Below are 17,067 nucleotides of genomic sequence, written 5' to 3' on the forward strand. Positions count from 1 at the left end.
ACATCGATCCCGAGTGGACAATCACTCGTTCGGAGGACATGACGGGGTTACTCGCTCAGGTGGCGCGCCACCCGGCCGATAGAGGCACCGTGCAGACCCCTTCGTCATCACCGGGCCGTCGGGCTGGCGGCGCGAAGACCGGCGGACTCGTCACCGACGGGCGTCCGCTGGCCAGCTACGACTTCCTGCGCCCGGCGAAGCTGCCCCGCGAGCACCTGCGCACCCTGCAGCTGGCGTACGAGACCTTCTCGCACCGGCTCGCCATCCTGCTGACCTCGCAGCTGCGCGTGGTCTGCCGGGTCGGCGTGGCCGCGGTGGACCAGATCTCCACCGACGAGTTCCTCGCCCGCGAGGTCGAGCCGGTCGTCGTGGCGCCGCTGCGGTTCGACCCGCTGCCCGGTGTCGCCGTCCTGGAGCTGCCGCAGGTCACCGCGCTGACCCTGATCGACCACCTGCTCGGCGGGCCGGGCGGCAAGCAGCACGTGCGGCCGCTGACCGACCTGGAGACCCCGCTCATCCGCGACCTGCTCACCGACGTGCTCACCGAGCTCAAGATCGGGCTCGCCGAGTTCGTCCGGGTGGACCCGATCCTGGGCGCCCTGGAGTACAACCCGCAGCTGGTGCAGGTCGGCGGCCCGGCCGACGTGATGGTCACCGCCGGGTTCGACCTGCACGTCGGCGAGGCGGAGAGCACGCTGACGCTGACCGTCCCGCTGCAGTCCGTGCTGCCCTCGCTGCAGCGCCACAGCGAGAGCGCCGAGACCACCGCCGGTGAGCGCGCCGCCCAGCAGGCCGCCCGCGACCTGCTCACCCAGGGCCTGCGCGAGGTGCCGGTGGAGATCGCGGTGCGCTTCGCCCCGGCCAAGCTGCGCTCCAACGACCTGTTCGACCTGCGCCCGGGTGACCTGCTCTCGCTCGGCCACCCGGTGGACCGCCCGCTCGACATCACCACGGCGGGCCGCGTCTTCGGCCACGCCGTCGCCACCAAGCAGGGAGCCCGCCTGGCCTGCCAGGTCGTGGCCGCGAACACGGAGGACATCCAGCTATGACCAGCACGCACACCGACTCCTCCGCCGCCGTCCGGGCCGCGGCCGAGGCCGCGCTGACCGTGCTGCCCGCCAGCGAGGCGCTCACCGTCGGCGCGCCGGTCGCCGACGCCACGACCCTCGCGCTGCCCGGCGCGGCCGTGTGCGCGGACCTCACCGGGCAGACCCACGGCACGCTGGCGGTGCTGGTCAACCAGGAACTGGTCGAGGCGCTCAAGTCGAGCCCGCTCGGCGAGCTGGACCTGGGCGCCGCGGTGGCGCCCGCGCTGGAGGCCGCGGCCAAGGTGCTCGGCTCGGTCGCCGGACCGGGCAGGCAGACCACCCCGGAGGCCGCGCTCGCCTCGATGGCCGAGAGCGGCGTGCTGGTCGGTGTCCCGCTGACCGCGGGCGCGGCGATGCAGGCGGTCGTGGTGCTGTCCACCCCGCAGGCCAGCGCGCCCGCGCCGCGGCAGGCGGCGCAACCCACGCGCTCGGCCGCCTCGGCGATGGACCTGCTCAGCGGCGTGGAGATGGAGGTCACCGTCGAGCTCGGCCGCACCAGGATGACCGTGCGCGAGCTGCTCTCGCTGGGCTCCGGGTCGGTCATCGAGCTGGACCGGGCCGCGGGCGCCCCCGCCGACGTGCTGGTCAACGGCAGGCTCATCGCGCGCGGGGAGATCGTGGTCATCGACGAGAACTTCGGGATCCGGATCACCGAGATCCTCGCGGGCGCCGCGGTGGACGCCATCTGATGGCCGAGCTGCTGCGGGTGTTCATCGCCCTGCTGCTGGTGCTCGGCGCGCTGTGGCTGGCCGCCCGGCTGGCGCGGCGCCCGATGCGCAACCGGCGGCGCCGCGGCGGCACGCTCGACGTGCTGGCCCGCACCCAGCTCAGCCGCGGCGCCAGCGTCGCGGTCATCCAGGTGGACAAGACCGCGCTGGTGCTCGGGGTCACCGACCACCAGGTGAACCTGCTGCACGTGGCGGACGCGGAGACCTTCGCGGTGCCCGAGCCGCGCCCGCCGCTCAAGCCGGAGTTGGACCAGCCGGGCGCGCTCACCGGGTCCGCGCTCTCCCCCGCCACCTGGAAGCAGGCACTGGACGCGCTGCGCGAGCGGTCGGTGCGCAAGTGAGCGCGGCGGCGGCCGGTGCGACCCGGGTGGACCGGGTCAAGCGCTCCAGCGTCCTGGCGATGCTGGTGGTCCTGATCGGACTGCTGGGGGCGACCGGGTCGGCCTCGGCGCAGACCGGGCCCGCCGCCGTACCGGCCGCCGCCGTACCGGCCGCTGGGGTACAGGTGACTGGCGCGCGGGCCGCCGCGGTGCAGCCCGCCGAACCGAGCGCGCCCAGTGCGCCGAGCGAGCCCAGCGGGGTCACCGTCACCGTCGGCACGCCGGACAAGCCCTCGGAATCCATCGTCATCCTGCTGCTGCTGACCGCGCTGTCGGTCGCGCCGTCGCTGCTGCTGCTGTGCACCAGCTTCACCAAAATCTTCGTTGTGCTCGGCATCACACGCAATGCCCTTGGATTGACCAACGTCCCGCCGAACCAGGTGTTGGCGGGACTGGCGCTGTTCCTGAGCCTGTTCATCATGGGCCCGGTGGTCAGCGAGGTGAACGCCCAGGGAGTGCAGCCCTACCTCAAGGGCGAGAAGACGCAGTCGGTCGCGTTCAACGACGGGATGAAGCCGTTGCGCGAGTTCATGCTCAAGCAGACCCGACCCGAGGAGATCGCGCTGTTCACCAAGGTGGCCGGGAACGACAAGCCCGCCAACGCCGCCGACGTGCCCACCAGCACCCTCATCCCGGCCTTCGTGCTCTCCGAGCTGCGCGCGGCCATGCTCATCGGGTTCGTGCTGTTCATCCCGTTCCTGGTCATCGACATGGTCGTCTCGGCGTCGCTGATGTCACTGGGCATGATGATGTTGCCCCCGGTGACCGTCGCGCTGCCGTTCAAACTCCTGCTGTTCGTGCTCGCCAACGGCTGGGGCCTGCTGATCACCGCCCTCGTCGGCACCTACTCGTAAGGGACCACCTGTGAACGACACCACCATCATCGAGCTGGGCGTGCAGGCCATGCTGGTCACCGGCAAGCTGGCCGCCCCGATCCTGCTGACCGCGCTCGTGATCGGTTTCGGGATCTCGCTGTTCCAGTCGGTCACCCAGATCCAGGAGGTGACGCTGTCGTTCGTGCCCAAGGCCATCGGGGTCGCCGCGGCGCTGCTGCTGACCGGGTCGTGGATGGTGCACGAGATCGTGAGCTTCACCGGCGGCCTCTACGAGCGGATCCCCGCGCTGGTCGGCTGAGGTGGAAGCCGCGCTGGCACCCGGGACGCTCACGGCGATGCTGCTCGCCGTGATCCGGTGCGTGGCGTGGCTGATCACCTGCCCGCCGTTCAACGGCCGGGCGATCCCGGGGACCATCAAGGCGATGCTCGCGGTGGCGATGGTGCTGCCGCTGGTGCCCAAGCTCGCGCCGGGGGCGCCGAGCACGGAGACCTGGACGCTGGCGGTGTCGGCGGTGGAGCAGGTCGTGGTGGGTGCCGGGCTGGGGTTCCTCACCGCGGTGATCTTCGCGGGCGTGCAGGCCGCCGGGGACCTGCTCGACGTGTTCGGCGGGTTCTCGTTGGCCTTCGCCTACGACCCGCTCTCGTTCTCCGGCAACGCCGGTGTGCTCGGCCGGTTCTACGGCCTGACCGCCACCGCGCTGATGTTCGCCACCGACGCCCACCAGTTGGTGCTGCGGGGATTCACCCTCTCGTATGAGGCGATACCGCTCAGTGGCGGCTTCTCCCTCGAACGGCTATCGGATTTGCTCACGACCGGGCTAGGGCGGTTGTTCCTGGCCGCGGTGCTCATCGCCGGGCCGATGATCGTGGTGCTGTTCTGCGCCGACATCGGCCTGGGGCTGCTCAACCGAGTCGCACCCGCGCTGAACCCGTTTTCGGTGGGTTTCCCTGCCAAGGTGGGTCTCACGCTGGTGATGGTCGGGCTGGCCATCACGTTGCTGCCGCAGGCGGTGCACGCCATCGCCGAGGAAGCCACCAACGCCGTACTGAAAGCGATCGGGCGATGAGCGGGAACAAGGACGCCACCGAGAAGCCGACACCGAAGAAGCTCAAGGAGGCCAGGTCTGAGGGGCAGACCGCGCGCACCCAGGACCTGGGCGCGTGGGCCGCGGTGCTCGTCGCCACCTGGGTCATCCCCGGGGTCTTCACCGACCTGTTCGACAGCAGCGCGAGCCTGTTGCGCCGGGCGGCCAAGTTCATCGCCAACCCCGACCAGGCCGACGTGTTCACCCTGCTCGGCGACGCCTTCAAGGGCGGGGCGCTGGCCATCGCGCCGCTGCTCGGGGCGACCCTGCTCGCGGTGCTGGCTGGCGCGGGCGTCCAGGGTGGACTGCGGCCCGCGATGAAGCTGCTCAAGCCCAAGTTCACCAGGCTCAACCCGCTCAAGGGCATCAAGCGGATGTTCGGCCCGCAGTCGGCGTGGGAACTGGTCAAGACGCTGCTCAAGTGCGCCATCCTGGCGCTGGTGCTCTACACCGCGGTCAAGGACCTGATCCCCACCATCATGGGGTCGGGCTCGCTGCCGCTGCAGTCGCTGGTGTCCACCCTGGGCGACACGGTCCTGTCGCTGATCCGCCTCGCCGCCGTCGCGGGCCTGGCGATGGGCATCGCCGACTACATCGTGGCCAAGCGCCGGGTCGGCAAGGAACTGCGGATGACCAAGCAACAGGTCAAGGACGAGCACAAGAACACCGACGGCAACCCCGAGATCAAGGGCCAGATCCGCGCCCGCCAACTCGCCATGAGCCGCAACCGGATGATGTCCGACATCCCCACCGCCGACGTCATCATGGCCAACCCGACCCACGTCGCCGTGGCCCTGCGCTACGACCCCGACAAGGGCGCCCCGCGCGTGGTCGCCAAGGGCGCGGGCGAGATCGCCGCCAAGATCCGCGAACTGGCGACCGAACACCGCGTCCCGATCGTGCGCGACATCCCCCTGGCCCGCGCCCTCTACAGCGCTTGCGAGGTCGGCCAAGAGATCCCCATGGACCTCTTCGGCCCCGTGGCCCACGTTCTGGCCTTCCTCCACCGCCTCCGCAGCCGCGGCTCCGCAGCAGGCATCCACAGCATGCCCGCAGGCGCGGCCGCCTAGCCCTTGCGCCAGAACGTATCCCGCCACCAATACAAGACGGTGCGATCCTCAGGCCAGGGCGCCCACTCGTCCTCGCCCTCAAAGCTGTCGACAGCCGGCTCTATCGGCCGCCACCCCGGGTCACGGACATCGGTGGGCGCCACGGGCCGCACATGGGGTACGAGCCTGGCCTCACACGCACCCAACTCCACAAAGTTCCGCTGCCCCTCCACCAACGACACATAGTTGGCCCCCTCCACCGAAAACGGCCACCGCAACTGCGAACTGTCATCCTCCCAGAAGCACACACCACAAATCTCATACGACTCAGGCGGCTCAGCCATCGTTAGATACCCGCAGCACGGGCAGGGAAAAGAGCTCATGGCATCAGACCTCTCGATCTTGAACGTCCAGCGTGAGGTCGCCTGCCCACATCCCCGCCTTGATCCGGTGTCCGTGCAAGATGAACTCAAGCTCGACGAGGTCGTCGTATTCGCTGCGGCTCTCGTGCACTGACTCGATCGGCGCACCCTCGGGCGGAAGACCCGAGATGAGGTCACGCACCCCAATGGTCTCCGGTGGCCAGAGATAATCCGGCAGGGCATCGTCGCCACGGGAATCGACAACCAAGACCCAGTCGATCCACACCGTGAGCACCACCGACCGACCGCCCGCGAACACCAACTGCAGCGCGGCAAGCGACCCATCCCCGTACCGGCACTCGATCACCCGGGTCACCATCGAGTTCACCAACTCGACCGCGGGAACCTCATTCAGCGGACGCCCGTTCACACCCCCACCCCGCGCCAGAAGGTGTCCCGCCACCAGTACAAAGTGGTCAGATCGGCGGGCCACTCGCCCTGAGCCTCGAAGCTGTCGACCCCTAGGTCGACTGGGCGCCACCCCGGATCGCGGGCGAAGGTCGTCGCCCGGTCCCGGAAGTCGCGCTGTGCTTCGACCAACGACACCTTGTTGGCCCCTCGCAGGGAAAGCGGCGCGCGCAACTGGACCGGATCCTCTTCCCACAGGCACACCTCGCAGATCTCGTGCGAACCGGGCGGCTGCGCGAATGTCAGGTACCCGCAACACGGGCAGGGGTGGGTCTGCCCACTGCTCACCGGACCGCTGGCTGGACAACGTTGCAGGCTCAGGGTCAGGTCGCCTGCCCACATGCCCGCGACCAGCCGGTGCCCGTTCACCATGAGCACGAGCCTGCTCAAGTCGCCGACCTCGTTGCGGAACTCCGCCACGGACTCGACCACCACCCCCTCAGCCGGGAGCCCGGGCATCAACTCCCGCGTCTCGAAATCCAGCGGCCGCAAGTAGCTCGGCGGCACCCCGTCCTCCTCGAGATCAACCACCAACACCCAGTCGGTCCACACCGTCAGCACCACCGAGGCCCCGCCCACAGCCTCGACCAACACAGCGGCAAGCGACCCATCGTCGTGTCGGTACTCCGTCAAGCCGACCACACTCATCTCCCGCAACCGACTCGACGGCACCTCATTCAGCGGACGCCAGCTCATGGCACCTCCCTGCGGTTCGACAAACCGGTCTATGCCTGGTGTTCCCAGATGAGCCGCTCGCTCTTGGTCCCCGAGGTCGCGTAGCAGACGGCGGCTTCCACCGCTTCGGCCAGCGTGACGGCGGTCGCGGTGGGGTACTCGCCGAACTGGCCAGCGGTGATCTCCACGAATCGGCCGGGCGACGGGTTCGCTGCCATCAGGTTGTAGAAGTCCTCGTTGTCCACCGTCATGTAGACGATGTAGGCACCATTCGCGCCACCGCCGATGGCCAGGTGCGCCTCGCTCCCTGGACTCAGGCTCAGCAGCGTGTGCCGCACCCCGTCGAGCGCCTTGACCAACTCGACAACCAGTGCCTCGTCTATCCCTTCAGGACCAAACTCGCGTTCGCCGTGCGCGTCCTGGTCGTCGAGGGAGATCCTGTTGACGTACATCACCCTGTCACCGCAGCTCCACCGTGAGGTCCCCCGCCCAGATTCCGACAACAACCCGGCGATCGTGGAAGCCGAGCTCCAGCCCGACCAGGTCACCGACCTCGTTGTACCGCTCCCCCAGCACCCCGACCGGCACCCCTCCCGGCGGCAAGTCGGACATCAACTCCGCCACCACAATGGACTCCGGCGGCCAGAGGTACTCGGGCATGGCCTGGTCAGGACGCGGGTTGATGAGCAACTCCCAGTCCGCGTACTCCTTGAGCACCACCGACCGCCCGCCCACCAACGCCAACCGCAACGCCGCCAACGTCCCGTCCTCGAAGCGGTACTCGGTCAGCCCTGTCACCAACAAGCCCTCAAGCTCACCAGGCCGCAAACCGTTCAGCATCGCCCAACACCCTGCCCACCATCAGATCACCATTCACCGGTTAAGCCGTGGGCGGCAATGGCGCAGCCGCCGCGTGGACCTGGTCCAGTAGATACCGCAGGAAACCCGGGAAATCGGCGGCCAACACCTCAAGACCCGCAGTCTCGACCTCATACATCGTCTTCACGAACGCACCCTCACGCAAACGATAAACCCGCCCATCAACGCCAGCGATCGCAAGCAGACCCCCACCACCATCAGTCCCGAACACCACGATCCCCCCGTCAAGCGCCCCGCTCACCCCGGCTGGCCGCACCCCGTCACGGGCGAACGCGACCACATCCTCCGCCGAGTCGATGAACCACCCACTGCCCACATCGGGCAGAGACACCTCACCAACCACGGCATAGAACCCGACAAGCTCACCAGGCGCCCCAAGCCCAACCAAACCCGCACTAGTCGCCTCGTCCAAAGCCACCGACCGACGAACAACCTCGTTCTCATCCGGCGCATACCCATAGTGCGCCTCGAACCCAGCCATCAACCCACCGAGCAGCACCAACACCGCGTCAACCCACTCACGCGAACTCTCCCCCGCAGTTCCCACCATGCCCCCTGCCAATCCGGGCCGCAAAGTCCGCGCCTGGCGTTGCTTCTTCACCAAACCTGCCGACCACACAAGACTGTGCCCCACCACCAGACTTGTCCACTCATGGCGAGCTCCACTGTTTCCTGACACACCTTCCACAGCCCGCGAGCGGCCTGAATCCGCAGTCCGGGTTCCTTCGCGCCCATGCCCTGTGGCGCTGCCTCCGACAGCACTAAGTAGCCGACCCTCGCAGGAGGCATGGGTCCCCTGGTCCAGATCGGCGCTGGAGTGGGCTCCAGGTACCGGTGCCCGCCAGAACGCCGACCGGCTAGAGGGGCGCGGCCTGGGTGGGGTCGCCGATCTCAGCGGGCGGAAGGCGGGTTGGGGGTGCTGGGCGGCGGGTATGTTGGCGGGGCCCGGCCTCGAGGCCTCGTGGTGGGGGGCTCGACGGAAGGGTGCGCTGGATGCCGGACGGATTCCCCGACCTGATCGCGGTGGTCGACGATGTGACCGGGCTGGTCGGGCGGACGCCGCTGGTGCGGCTCAAGCGGGTTACCCGGGGTGCCCCGGCCGCGGTGTTGGTGAAGGTGGAGGCGGCCAACCCGGCGGGGAGTTCGAAGGACCGGGCGGCGCTGTCGATGGTGCGCGCCGCTGAGGCCAGCGGGGACCTGCGGCCGGGCGGGGTGATCTTCGAGGGGAGCTCGGGCAACACCGGCATCGCGCTGGCGATGATCGGCGCCGCACTGGGCTACCAGGTGGTCGTCGTGGTGCCCGACCGCAGCAGCCAGGAGAAGCTGGGGCTCCTGCGGGCCTACGGCGCGAAGGTCGTGATCACCCCGGCGCTGCTGCCCGCCAACCACCCCGACCAGGTGCGCGCGCTCGCCGCCCGGCTGGCCGCGCAGACCCCCGGCGGCTGGTACGCGGGCCAGTACGACAACCCAGCCAACATCAACGCCCACTACACGACCACCGGCCCGGAGATCTGGGCGCAGACCGGGGGCCGGGTGACGCACCTGGTCGCCGGGATCGGCACCGGCGGCACCCTGACCGGCGCCGGGCGCTACCTGCGGGAGGTCTCCGGCGACCGGGTCCAGGTCGTCGGCGCGGACCCGGAGAGCTCGGTGTACGGCGGCGGCTCCGGGCGCCCGCACCTGGTCGAGGCGACCGGCCGCTTCGTGCACCCGGAGACCGACACCGACGTCTGGCCGCAGTCCTACGACCCGGCGGTCGCCGCGACCGTGCGGCAGGTGCCCGACCGGGAGTCCATCACGATGACCCGCGCCCTCGCCAGGGAGGAGGGCCTGCTGGTCGGCGCCTCCGGTGGGCTAGCCGTGGCGGCCGCGGTCGCGCTGGCGCACACGCTCGGCCCCGATGACGTGGTCGTGGCCGTCGCCCCCGACTCGGGCCGGTCCTACCTGAGCAAGTACTTCGACGACGACTGGGTGAGCCAGCGCGGGTTCGGCCCGGAGACCGGGCAGGCCCCCGCGGCGGCGCCCGTCAGCGAGACGATCGCGCACTCGACGACGGTCGAACTGGCCAGGGCGGCGCTCGGGCGCGGACACGCGTTACCGGTTGTGGTGCGGCCCGCCGAGCAGGCGGAACCGGTGACCGTGGCCCAGGTAATCGGCTCGGCCTCGCTGGCTGACCTGCGCGACGCAGCGCCAGAGGACCTCGTCCTCGACCACCTGGGACCGGCGCTGCCGATCGCGGGCGTGCACGAGTCGGTGTCGAGCGTGCGCGACCGCCTCACCCCGACCCAGGACGCCGTGGTGATCACCCACGACGGACTGGTCGTCGCCGTGCTCCCCCGGTCCGAACTGGACGATCGGGTGGCGGGGATCGGCGAGCTCGTCGACGCGCTGCGCGGCTGACGGGTCCTGCGCGGCTAGTCCGGGCATGGTTGGCATGCATTAGTGCGCCCCACTGGCGCAATTGCACGTGCCGGACCGCAAGACAGTGCGTATGCGCTGTCTTGCGGTTCGGGTGCGCGGGACTCGCATCGTTGCTGGGCGCGGATGGCGCGTGGCGGACTTCGCCTGCGACGGGCCGGAAATGGTGAGGCGGGGTGCGCGCGCGGGGTAGTAGGGTCTTCCGGCGCCTGGTCGGCGTTGTGGACCAACCCCTGGACACCTTGTGATGAGCGGTGATCGCGCGCCCGCGGGTCGGGCCGAGCTGGAAGCCGAGCGCGCCCACCTCACCTACGCCGTGGACTGCCTGCGGCGCAGCCGGACCGAGTTGCTGGAGATGGCCGAGCGGGCCATGAAGACCAGCGACGACGAGTTGGTGATCTGGTTGCTGCGGCGCGCTCAGCAGATCGAGCAGGACGACGGGCTGCCGCTGTTCTTCGGGCGGATGGAGCTCGACGACAGCGACGTCGAGACCGTCTACGTCGGGAGACGCCATGTCGGCGACCCGCGGCGCGACGGCGAGATCGTGGTCACCGACTGGCGCACCCCGCTGGCGGCGCGGTTCTACCGGGCGAGCCGGGCGGAGCCGATGGGGGTACTGCGCAAGCGGCGCTTCGGGTTCGCCGAGGACGGCGCGCTGACCAGCTTCGACGACGAGCCGGTGCGCGGTGCCGACGGCGGCTTGAGCGCGCTGGTGCGCGCGGAGATCGAACGGCCCCGCTTCGGACCGATGCGCGACATCGTGGCGACCATCCAGCCCGACCAGGACGAGATCGTGCGCGGCGGGCTGGCCGACACGCTGCTCATCCAGGGTGGTCCGGGCACCGGCAAGACCGCGGTCGGCCTGCACCGCGCCGCGTACCTGCTGTTCGAGCACTCGACCCTGCACCGCAGGGGCGTGCTGGTGGTCGGCCCGAACGACGTGTTCGTCCGCTACATCGCCCGGGTGCTGCCCGCGCTCGGCGAGACGGACGTGCGGCACGTGGCGTTGGAGCAGCTCACCGCGCCCAAGCGGGCCCCGGTCGCGGAGCCGCCGGAGGTCGCCAGGATCAAGGGGGACGCCAGGATGGTGGCGGTCGTCAGCCGGGCGATGGCCGCGAAGATCGGCGCACCGACCGAGGACCTGCTCATCCGGGAGACCAGCCCGTTCGTCCGGGTGTCGCCCGAGACGGTCGCCGACCTCGCCGCAGACCTGATCGGGTCGCGCGTCGCGTGGGACCGCGCCCGCGCCCACCTGACCGACCGGCTCGTCGACCACATCCGCCGCCGGCTGGAACTGCGCGGCCGCGCCCCGTCGGATGCGGAAATGCGGCGGGTCGCCCGGACGAAGGGGGTGCGCGCGGTCGTCGCGGCGATCTGGCCGCCGGTGAAGCCCGAACAGGTGCTGCGCGAACTGCTGTCCGACCCCGCCGTCCTGGCCGCGGCGGCTGAAGGGATCCTCGACGAGGCCGAACGGGGCCTGCTGGCGCGCGCGTCGACCAAGTGGTCGGCCGCCGACCTGTACCTGCTGGACGAGATCAGCGCGCACCTGCGCGAACCGGACCGCCACGGGCACGTGGTCGTCGACGAGGCCCAGGACCTCTCGGCGCTGCAACTGCGCGCCATCGGCCGCCGCTGCGTCGACTCGGCGACCGTGCTCGGTGACATGGCCCAGCGCACCACCCCCTGGGCGGCGGGCAGTTGGGACGCCGTGCGCGAGCACCTGGGCCTGGCGAGCCGGGTGCTGACGCTGAGCAGGAGCTACCGGGTCCCCGCCGAGGTGCTGGCCGTGGCCAACCGCCTGCTGCCGCTCATCGCCCCCGACCTCCCCCCGACCAGGTCCGTCCGCCACGCCCCCGGCTCCTTCACCACCACCCACGTCCCCGACGTCCCGGCGGCCCTGATCGCCGCCATCACCGCCGACCCCACCCCCGAGAGCACCGGCGTCATCGTCCGCGACGACCAGCGGGCACAGGTCCGGAGAACCCTGACCACCCACGGCATCACCGTCGCGGACTCCCTCGACGACACCGGCACCGACGTCACCCTGATCCCCGCGGGCCTGGCCAAGGGCCTCGAGTTCGACCACGTCTACGTCCTGGAACCAGCCGACATCATCGACACCGGCCCAGACGGCCTCCGCCTGCTCTACATAGCCCTGACCCGCGCGGTCTCCCGCTTGACCGTCCTGCACACCCGGGACCTGCCTGAGGTCCTGACGGCTTGACCTTCGGTCACGGGAATCATCCGTCGCCGAACGGGCTGATCAGGTCAGGAACACAACCTCCGGGGCGGGGGCGCAGGTCGCGCCGATCGTGGCCAAGGTGTGGTCGGGGGTGATGCCCACGCGGACCTGGTCCGCCCAGACGTGGTGGGCGGTGGGGTTGTTCGAGAAGGCGACTTCCACCCAGTCGCCGGATCGGTTGAGGGACAAGGGTTCCTCGAGGTACGCGACCGAGGGGTCGTAGTCGTTTCGGACCGGCTCCCAGAGCGACCGGTCAACGGTCACGGTCTGGCTCAAGGAGGTCGCGGCCCGTGGCACGGCGAGCTCGACCGTCTCGGGTGGACTGATGATGACGATGAAGCGCAGGAGGGCGCCTGTGCGCGGATCCACCTTCAACTCGAGCTCACCGCCCTCGCTCCCCGAGACGCAGAGGTACAGGGGCATGCCCGCGAAGCCCGGTTCCCACGACACGTCCATCAGGATCGAGTGGTCGTAGACCGCTGTCGCGGCATCGCAGAAGGCCGTCCCGAGCAGTTTGATCACGCCGAACCCCCTGGTGTTCGCACTGCTCAGAAGGTACTGGATCGGCATCTGCTTTAGCGCGTGGGAATCCAGCCAGAAACGACGGGAACCCGGTCCGTGGGTGGTCCGGGTTCCCGAAGTGTCCATAGTGGAGGTCAGCCCGAGCGGTCGGCTCGGGTGGTGGTGGCTTGGAGCACCGCCGGGGTCGAGGGGATCTCGCGGGCCGGGAGGGTGCGGGCGTAGCGGTCGTAGGCGGCGCGCGGGATGGCGAGCAGGATGGCCGCTACCGGGACGGCGATGAGCAGGCGGATCAGGGCGTCGGTCTGGTCGAGGGTGCCCGCGACGAAGCCCGCCCACAGCGACGGGGAGGCCATGAGCAGGGCCGCGGCCAGGGTCGAGTAGCGGAACATCAGGACCTCCGGTGGCTGGCCGTGCTGGGCGGCACGCCATCGATGGTGAGGATGGGCAGGCCCAGTTCGCGGACCGAGTCCGGGTCGGTGCTGGCGGCGGTGCCGTGCACGGCGAGGGCGTCGACGCCGCCCAGGTCGGCGAGGTGCCTGCGCAGGTCGGCGGTCTTGCGGGTCGCGTCGACCGCGGCGACGATGTGCTTGGCGCCCAACGCCTTGGCCACCGAACCGGCCCAGCGGCCGCCCTCGGGGTCCTCCACCGCGGAGGCGATGGCGATCACCGACGGCACCGGGCTGCGCTTGAGGTCGTAGGCCAGCTCCGCGGCGTGCTCGGGGCCCAGGACCCGGCCGCGGCCGATCTGGTCGGGACCGGCGACCTGCACCGCGCCCGGGCCCAGCCGCATCTTCTGGCAGATCCACTCGGCGGCCGCGGTGGCCTCCTGCAGCGCGCCCGCGACCACGATCACCTTGCCGGGCAGGGCGACCAGCAGGTCGCGCGGCACCGGGGTGTCCCAGCGCCGCCGCGGCCGGGGGCTGCGGTCGGCGACCAGGCGCGGCTCGTCGGCGGTCGGCCACGCCGGGTCGGCCGCGGCGTCCTCGGCCTGCTCGGCGCTGATCGGCTCGGCCGTGATGGGCTCGGCCGCGGACTCGTCGAGGTAGGCCGCGTCGTCGGCGGTGTCGGAGTCGGGCAGCGCGTGGCGGGCGGTGGACGAGGGCATCCGCGGCGGCACCAGCATGTCGCCGAAGTCCGACGTCGGCGCGGGCGGCTCCTCGACGTCGTCCTCGATGGCGGGCTGGGCCTCGAACACCCGGGGCCCACCGGCGACCGGGCGCGCCACCGACGGGAACTCGGCGGGGCGGACCGCGGGGGTCTCGCTCGGGCGCGGCGGCGCGGACTGGGCGCCGAGCAGCACCTCGCGCAACTGCTCGTCGGTCATCTCGGCCACGGCGGACTCGTCGGCGATCTGCTCGCCGAGCACCGCGGCGCGCAGGCGGGCGTCGGCCTCGCGCTGCTGGGCGGTGCGCGGGGCGAGCGGGCGCGACACCGGCCGGGTCGACCCGGGGCGCGGTGCGGTCGGTCGCGACGGCGGCTGGTCCTCGGTGCGCGGACGCACAGCGGCGGCCCACTCCCCCGCGCTCTGCCCGCGCGGCTTGGGGCCCGCGGCACGGGCCTGGGCGGCGGAGATCCCGGGGGCGGGGTCGACCCCGTTGGGCGCCGGGCCACCGGCCTCGGCGAAGAAGCGGGCGAACGGGTCGCCCGCCGGTCCGGGTGGCGCGTCCGGGACGACCCCGGCGCGCGGCTCGGGCACGGCGGCATCGCCGGTGTCGCCGGTGTCGCCGGTGTCGCCGACGGCGGCGAGATCGGCCTTGTCGGCCATCTCCATCAGGTCGGCCACCGAGAGCACCTGCTCGCGCGGGACGCTGGGGTCGCCGGGTTCGGGCACCTCGACGCCGATCTCGAACCACTGCTTGGAGAAGAAGCCTGCCACGCCGCCCTTGCGCAAGCGGTCGGCGGACACGATGCGCGCGTCGGCACCGTGTTCGGTCCGGACGCGGTCCAGCAGTGCTTCCAGGTCAGGACCCTCAAGCAGCAAGCGTGTAGCCACTGTTCACCACCCCGACAGTCTCGATCCGGTGGGTACCACCGGACAGCTCGGAATACGACAGCACGGCCAACCGAGGCACGGCGGCGTGCACCAGGCGGTAGAGGGGCGTGCGCAGCCGGGGCGCGCAGGCCAGCACGGCGGCCTGGCCCTGGCTCTCGGCGCGGCCCGCCAACCCGGCGACGTCCCCGACGAGCGCCTCCAGGGTGGCCGCGTCGACGGCGAGCCGGTCGCCCATCTCGGTGACGCGCACGCTCTCCAGCAGGGTCTGCTCGACCCTGGGGTCCAGCGTGATGACCGACAGCACGCCGTCGACGGCGAGGCGGGCGGCGATGGCGGGCCCGAGCGCGGCGCGCGCGGCCTCGACCAGGCGGTCGATGTCGGCCCCGGCCTTGGCCGCCGGGGACAGCGCCTCGTAGATGCCGACCAGGTCGCGGATCGGGACGCCCTCGTCGAGCAGGCGGTGCAGCACGCGCTGGATCTCGCCCAGGCTCATCAGCGAGGGGGTCAGCTCCTCGACCACGACCGGGTGGGTGCGGCGGACGACGTCGGTCAGCGCGCGCACGTTCTCCCGGCCCAGCAGCCTGCCCGCGTGCGTGCGGGTGACCTCGGCGAGGTGGGTGACCAGCACCGAGGCGCGGTCGACGACGGTGGCGCCCAGGGCCTCGGCCTGGTGGCGCAGCTCGGCGGGGACCCACTTGCCCGCCAGGCCGAACACCGGCTCGACCCCCGCGCGGCCGGGCAGCGCCTCGAGGTCGTCGCCGATGGCCAGCACGGTGCCCGGCGGGGCGTAGCCGCGGGCCACGTCGGCGCCGTTGATGCGGATGACGTAGGAGGACAGCGGCAGGTCGAGGTCGTCGCGGGTGCGCACCGGCGGCATGACCACGCCGAGCTCCAGGGCGATCTTGCGGCGCAGCGCGCGGACCCGCTCCAGCAGGTCGCCGCCCGCGGCGTCGACCAGGTCGACCAGGTCGGTGGCCAGCGCCAGTTCCAGCGGGTCGACCCGCATCTCGGCGATGAGCGCCTCGGTGGCGTCCGGCGCGGACTCGGCGACCTCGGTGGACTCGCTGGTCTCGACGACCTCCTCGCCGGGCTTGGGGCCGCGGGTGGAGGCGATGATCAGGCCGCCGCCGACGAGCAGGAACGGCAGCATCGGCATCGCGGGCATCAGCGAGAGCGCGAGCAGCGAGACGCCGCCGATCTTCATGGCGGTCTTGTTGGCGCCGAACTGGCTGGTGACCAGCGAGCCCATGTTCTGGTCGCCCGCGGCGCGGGTCACGATGAGGCCGGTGGCCACCGAGAGCAGCAGGGCGGGGATCTGCGAGACCAGGCCGTCGCCGACGGTCAGCAGGCTGTAGGTGTTGATGGCGTCGGTGGGCGCCATGCCCTTCTGGATCAGGCCGACCGAGAAGCCACCGATGAGGTTGATCAGGGTGATGACGACCGCGGCGATGGCGTCGCCCTTGACGAACTTGGACGCACCGTCCATCGCGCCGTAGAAGTCGGCCTCGGCGGTGACCTCCTGGCGGCGCCTGCGCGCCTCGGGCTCGTCGATGAGCCCGGCGTTGAGGTCGGCGTCGATGGCCATCTGCTTGCCGGGCATCGCGTCGAGGGTGAACCGGGCGCCGACCTCGGCGACGCGGCCCGCGCCGTTGGTGATGACGGCGAACTGGATGACGATGAGGATGAAGAAGACGACCAGGCCGACGACCAGCGAGCCGCCGACGACCGCGTGGCCGAAGGCGCCGATGACGGCACCGGCGTCGCCGTCGAGCAGCACCAGGCGGGTGGCGCTGATGTTGAGCGCCAGGCGGAAGAGGGTGGCCAGCAACAGGATCGACGGGAAGACCGAGAACTCCAGCGGCTTGCGGACCTGCATGCTGATCAGGACGATGAGCAGCGCCAGGGCGATGTTGAGCACGATGAACATGTCCAACAAGAACGTGGGCATCGGCACGACCATCAGCACGATGATCATGATGACGCCCGCGGGTACCGCGAACTGGCTCAAGCGCCTGGAGTTCATCCGTCCATCCCGAGGGGGTCCGGTGTGCGGCCGTCCTGGCCTGGTGCTGCCTTCCTGGCTCCACGTCGGACGGTTCATCGGCCGAGCCGGAGCTCTGTTGAGCATTACTCCGAAGAGCATCGCCGAGCCGACGCCGAACCGCTAGTGGTCCCGGGCCCCGCGCGGGGTCCGGACCGGGAGAACAGCGGGGGTGCACACCAGTTCCGACTACCCAGCGGGTAGTGGGACGGGTGTGGCAGGCCCCGATCCGGCGGCCTGCCACCACGAACTTCCCCGAACAGCAACGGAAACAACTACCTGAACCTGGGATTCACCCAAC

At 71.0% G+C, this 17,067-nt stretch carries 19 protein-coding genes; 9 read left to right on the forward strand and 10 right to left on the reverse strand.

Features of this window, described 5'->3' with window-relative positions; translation table 11 throughout:
• The first annotated feature begins 38 nt into the window (after positions 1 to 38).
• From LV75_RS08020 to LV75_RS08050, 7 genes are read left to right on the forward strand one after another with little or no spacing between them, the layout of a single operon-like run.
• Positions 39 to 1,049, forward strand: a complete 1,011-nt coding sequence (locus LV75_RS08020) for a flagellar motor switch protein FliM (protein ID WP_253886155.1) — start codon at positions 39 to 41, stop codon at positions 1,047 to 1,049.
• A complete protein-coding gene (fliN, locus tag LV75_RS08025) occupies positions 1,046 to 1,777 on the forward strand; it encodes a flagellar motor switch protein FliN (protein WP_253886156.1) in 732 nt (243 codons plus the stop codon). The genes LV75_RS08020 and fliN overlap by 4 nt, the downstream gene beginning before the upstream one ends.
• Positions 1,777 to 2,157 carry a flagellar biosynthetic protein FliO gene (gene fliO / locus LV75_RS08030; protein WP_253886157.1) on the forward strand — a complete coding sequence of 127 codons (381 nt, stop codon included), beginning with the start codon at positions 1,777 to 1,779 and terminating at the stop codon, positions 2,155 to 2,157. Before fliN ends, fliO begins: the two co-directional genes overlap by 1 nt.
• Positions 2,154 to 3,050, forward strand: coding sequence for a flagellar type III secretion system pore protein FliP (fliP, locus tag LV75_RS08035; protein ID WP_253886158.1), 897 nt, complete (start codon positions 2,154 to 2,156; stop codon positions 3,048 to 3,050). The genes fliO and fliP overlap by 4 nt, the downstream gene beginning before the upstream one ends.
• A 10-nt stretch (positions 3,051 to 3,060) precedes the next feature.
• Positions 3,061 to 3,330, forward strand: coding sequence for a flagellar biosynthesis protein FliQ (gene fliQ, locus LV75_RS08040; protein ID WP_253886159.1), 270 nt, complete (start codon positions 3,061 to 3,063; stop codon positions 3,328 to 3,330).
• 37 nt (positions 3,331 to 3,367) lie between these two features.
• Positions 3,368 to 4,099 carry a flagellar biosynthetic protein FliR gene (locus LV75_RS08045; RefSeq protein ID WP_253886160.1) on the forward strand — a complete coding sequence of 244 codons (732 nt, stop codon included), beginning with the start codon at positions 3,368 to 3,370 and terminating at the stop codon, positions 4,097 to 4,099.
• A complete protein-coding gene (locus tag LV75_RS08050) occupies positions 4,096 to 5,187 on the forward strand; it encodes an EscU/YscU/HrcU family type III secretion system export apparatus switch protein (RefSeq protein ID WP_253886161.1) in 1,092 nt (363 codons plus the stop codon). Before LV75_RS08045 ends, LV75_RS08050 begins: the two co-directional genes overlap by 4 nt.
• Here the strand turns inward: LV75_RS08050 and LV75_RS08055 are convergent.
• From LV75_RS08055 to LV75_RS08080, 6 genes are read right to left on the reverse strand one after another with little or no spacing between them, the layout of a single operon-like run.
• On the reverse strand, positions 5,184 to 5,549 hold the full coding sequence (locus LV75_RS08055) for a CPCC family cysteine-rich protein (protein ID WP_301318848.1): 366 nt from the start codon (positions 5,547 to 5,549) through the stop codon (positions 5,184 to 5,186). The genes LV75_RS08050 and LV75_RS08055 overlap by 4 nt on opposite strands.
• Before the next feature lie 4 nt (positions 5,550 to 5,553).
• Positions 5,554 to 5,907, reverse strand: coding sequence for a hypothetical protein (locus tag LV75_RS08060; RefSeq protein WP_253886163.1), 354 nt, complete (start codon positions 5,905 to 5,907; stop codon positions 5,554 to 5,556).
• Positions 5,908 to 5,954: 47 nt separating this feature from the next.
• The gene (locus tag LV75_RS08065) at positions 5,955 to 6,692 is read right to left on the reverse strand and encodes a CPCC family cysteine-rich protein (protein ID WP_253886164.1); all 738 of its coding nucleotides are present in this window, start codon (positions 6,690 to 6,692) and stop codon (positions 5,955 to 5,957) included.
• A 29-nt stretch (positions 6,693 to 6,721) separates the two neighbouring features.
• Positions 6,722 to 7,123 carry an Imm1 family immunity protein gene (locus tag LV75_RS08070; RefSeq protein ID WP_253886165.1) on the reverse strand — a complete coding sequence of 134 codons (402 nt, stop codon included), beginning with the start codon at positions 7,121 to 7,123 and terminating at the stop codon, positions 6,722 to 6,724.
• A gap of 7 nt (positions 7,124 to 7,130) precedes the next feature.
• Positions 7,131 to 7,511, reverse strand: coding sequence for a hypothetical protein (locus LV75_RS08075; protein ID WP_253886166.1), 381 nt, complete (start codon positions 7,509 to 7,511; stop codon positions 7,131 to 7,133).
• 40 nt (positions 7,512 to 7,551) lie between these two features.
• Positions 7,552 to 8,055 carry a hypothetical protein gene (locus LV75_RS08080; RefSeq protein WP_253886167.1) on the reverse strand — a complete coding sequence of 168 codons (504 nt, stop codon included), beginning with the start codon at positions 8,053 to 8,055 and terminating at the stop codon, positions 7,552 to 7,554.
• A gap of 488 nt (positions 8,056 to 8,543) precedes the next feature.
• Between LV75_RS08080 and LV75_RS08085 the strand changes: the two genes are divergently transcribed.
• The gene (locus tag LV75_RS08085; protein WP_253886168.1) at positions 8,544 to 9,950 is read left to right on the forward strand and encodes a PLP-dependent cysteine synthase family protein; all 1,407 of its coding nucleotides are present in this window, start codon (positions 8,544 to 8,546) and stop codon (positions 9,948 to 9,950) included.
• 265 nt (positions 9,951 to 10,215) lie between these two features.
• On the forward strand, positions 10,216 to 12,192 hold the full coding sequence (locus tag LV75_RS08090) for a HelD family protein (RefSeq protein ID WP_253886169.1): 1,977 nt from the start codon (positions 10,216 to 10,218) through the stop codon (positions 12,190 to 12,192).
• Positions 12,193 to 12,231: 39 nt separating this feature from the next.
• On the opposite strand, the gene LV75_RS08095 is transcribed toward LV75_RS08090, so the two are convergent.
• From LV75_RS08095 to LV75_RS08110, 4 genes are all read right to left on the reverse strand, one after another.
• Entirely contained in the window at positions 12,232 to 12,732 is a 501-nt protein-coding gene (locus tag LV75_RS08095; protein ID WP_253886170.1) for a hypothetical protein, read from the reverse strand.
• A gap of 134 nt (positions 12,733 to 12,866) precedes the next feature.
• Complete coding sequence (locus LV75_RS08100) at positions 12,867 to 13,121, reverse strand: hypothetical protein (protein WP_253886171.1); 255 nt, start codon at positions 13,119 to 13,121, stop codon at positions 12,867 to 12,869.
• Entirely contained in the window at positions 13,121 to 14,725 is a 1,605-nt protein-coding gene (locus LV75_RS08105; RefSeq protein ID WP_253886172.1) for a hypothetical protein, read from the reverse strand. The genes LV75_RS08100 and LV75_RS08105 overlap by 1 nt, the downstream gene beginning before the upstream one ends.
• Entirely contained in the window at positions 14,703 to 16,748 is a 2,046-nt protein-coding gene (locus LV75_RS08110; RefSeq protein WP_253886173.1) for a flagellar biosynthesis protein FlhA, read from the reverse strand. The genes LV75_RS08105 and LV75_RS08110 overlap by 23 nt, the downstream gene beginning before the upstream one ends.
• Positions 16,749 to 17,067: the final 319 nt, after the last annotated feature.

The sequence above is a fragment of the Actinokineospora diospyrosa genome, from assembly GCF_024171925.1.
Taxonomy (GTDB): domain Bacteria; phylum Actinomycetota; class Actinomycetes; order Mycobacteriales; family Pseudonocardiaceae; genus Actinokineospora; species Actinokineospora diospyrosa.

What these genes read in the sequence shown, in the direction of transcription:
- LV75_RS08020 (WP_253886155.1), top strand. Translation starts at nt 39, where the DNA reads ATGACGGGGTTACTCGCTCAGGTGGCGCGCCACCCGGCCGATAGAGGC.
- fliN (WP_253886156.1), top strand. Translation starts at nt 1,046, where the DNA reads ATGACCAGCACGCACACCGACTCCTCCGCCGCCGTCCGGGCCGCGGCC.
- fliO (WP_253886157.1), top strand. Translation starts at nt 1,777, where the DNA reads ATGGCCGAGCTGCTGCGGGTGTTCATCGCCCTGCTGCTGGTGCTCGGC.
- LV75_RS08045 (WP_253886160.1), top strand. Translation starts at nt 3,368, where the DNA reads ATGCTGCTCGCCGTGATCCGGTGCGTGGCGTGGCTGATCACCTGCCCG.
- LV75_RS08050 (WP_253886161.1), top strand. Translation starts at nt 4,096, where the DNA reads ATGAGCGGGAACAAGGACGCCACCGAGAAGCCGACACCGAAGAAGCTC.
- LV75_RS08055 (WP_301318848.1), bottom strand. Translation starts at nt 5,549, where the DNA reads ATGAGCTCTTTTCCCTGCCCGTGCTGCGGGTATCTAACGATGGCTGAG.
- LV75_RS08060 (WP_253886163.1), bottom strand. Translation starts at nt 5,907, where the DNA reads ATGGTGACCCGGGTGATCGAGTGCCGGTACGGGGATGGGTCGCTTGCC.
- LV75_RS08065 (WP_253886164.1), bottom strand. Translation starts at nt 6,692, where the DNA reads ATGAGCTGGCGTCCGCTGAATGAGGTGCCGTCGAGTCGGTTGCGGGAG.
- LV75_RS08070 (WP_253886165.1), bottom strand. Translation starts at nt 7,123, where the DNA reads ATGTACGTCAACAGGATCTCCCTCGACGACCAGGACGCGCACGGCGAA.
- LV75_RS08075 (WP_253886166.1), bottom strand. Translation starts at nt 7,511, where the DNA reads ATGCTGAACGGTTTGCGGCCTGGTGAGCTTGAGGGCTTGTTGGTGACA.
- LV75_RS08085 (WP_253886168.1), top strand. Translation starts at nt 8,544, where the DNA reads ATGCCGGACGGATTCCCCGACCTGATCGCGGTGGTCGACGATGTGACC.
- LV75_RS08090 (WP_253886169.1), top strand. Translation starts at nt 10,216, where the DNA reads ATGAGCGGTGATCGCGCGCCCGCGGGTCGGGCCGAGCTGGAAGCCGAG.
- LV75_RS08100 (WP_253886171.1), bottom strand. Translation starts at nt 13,121, where the DNA reads ATGTTCCGCTACTCGACCCTGGCCGCGGCCCTGCTCATGGCCTCCCCG.
- LV75_RS08110 (WP_253886173.1), bottom strand. Translation starts at nt 16,748, where the DNA reads ATGAACTCCAGGCGCTTGAGCCAGTTCGCGGTACCCGCGGGCGTCATC.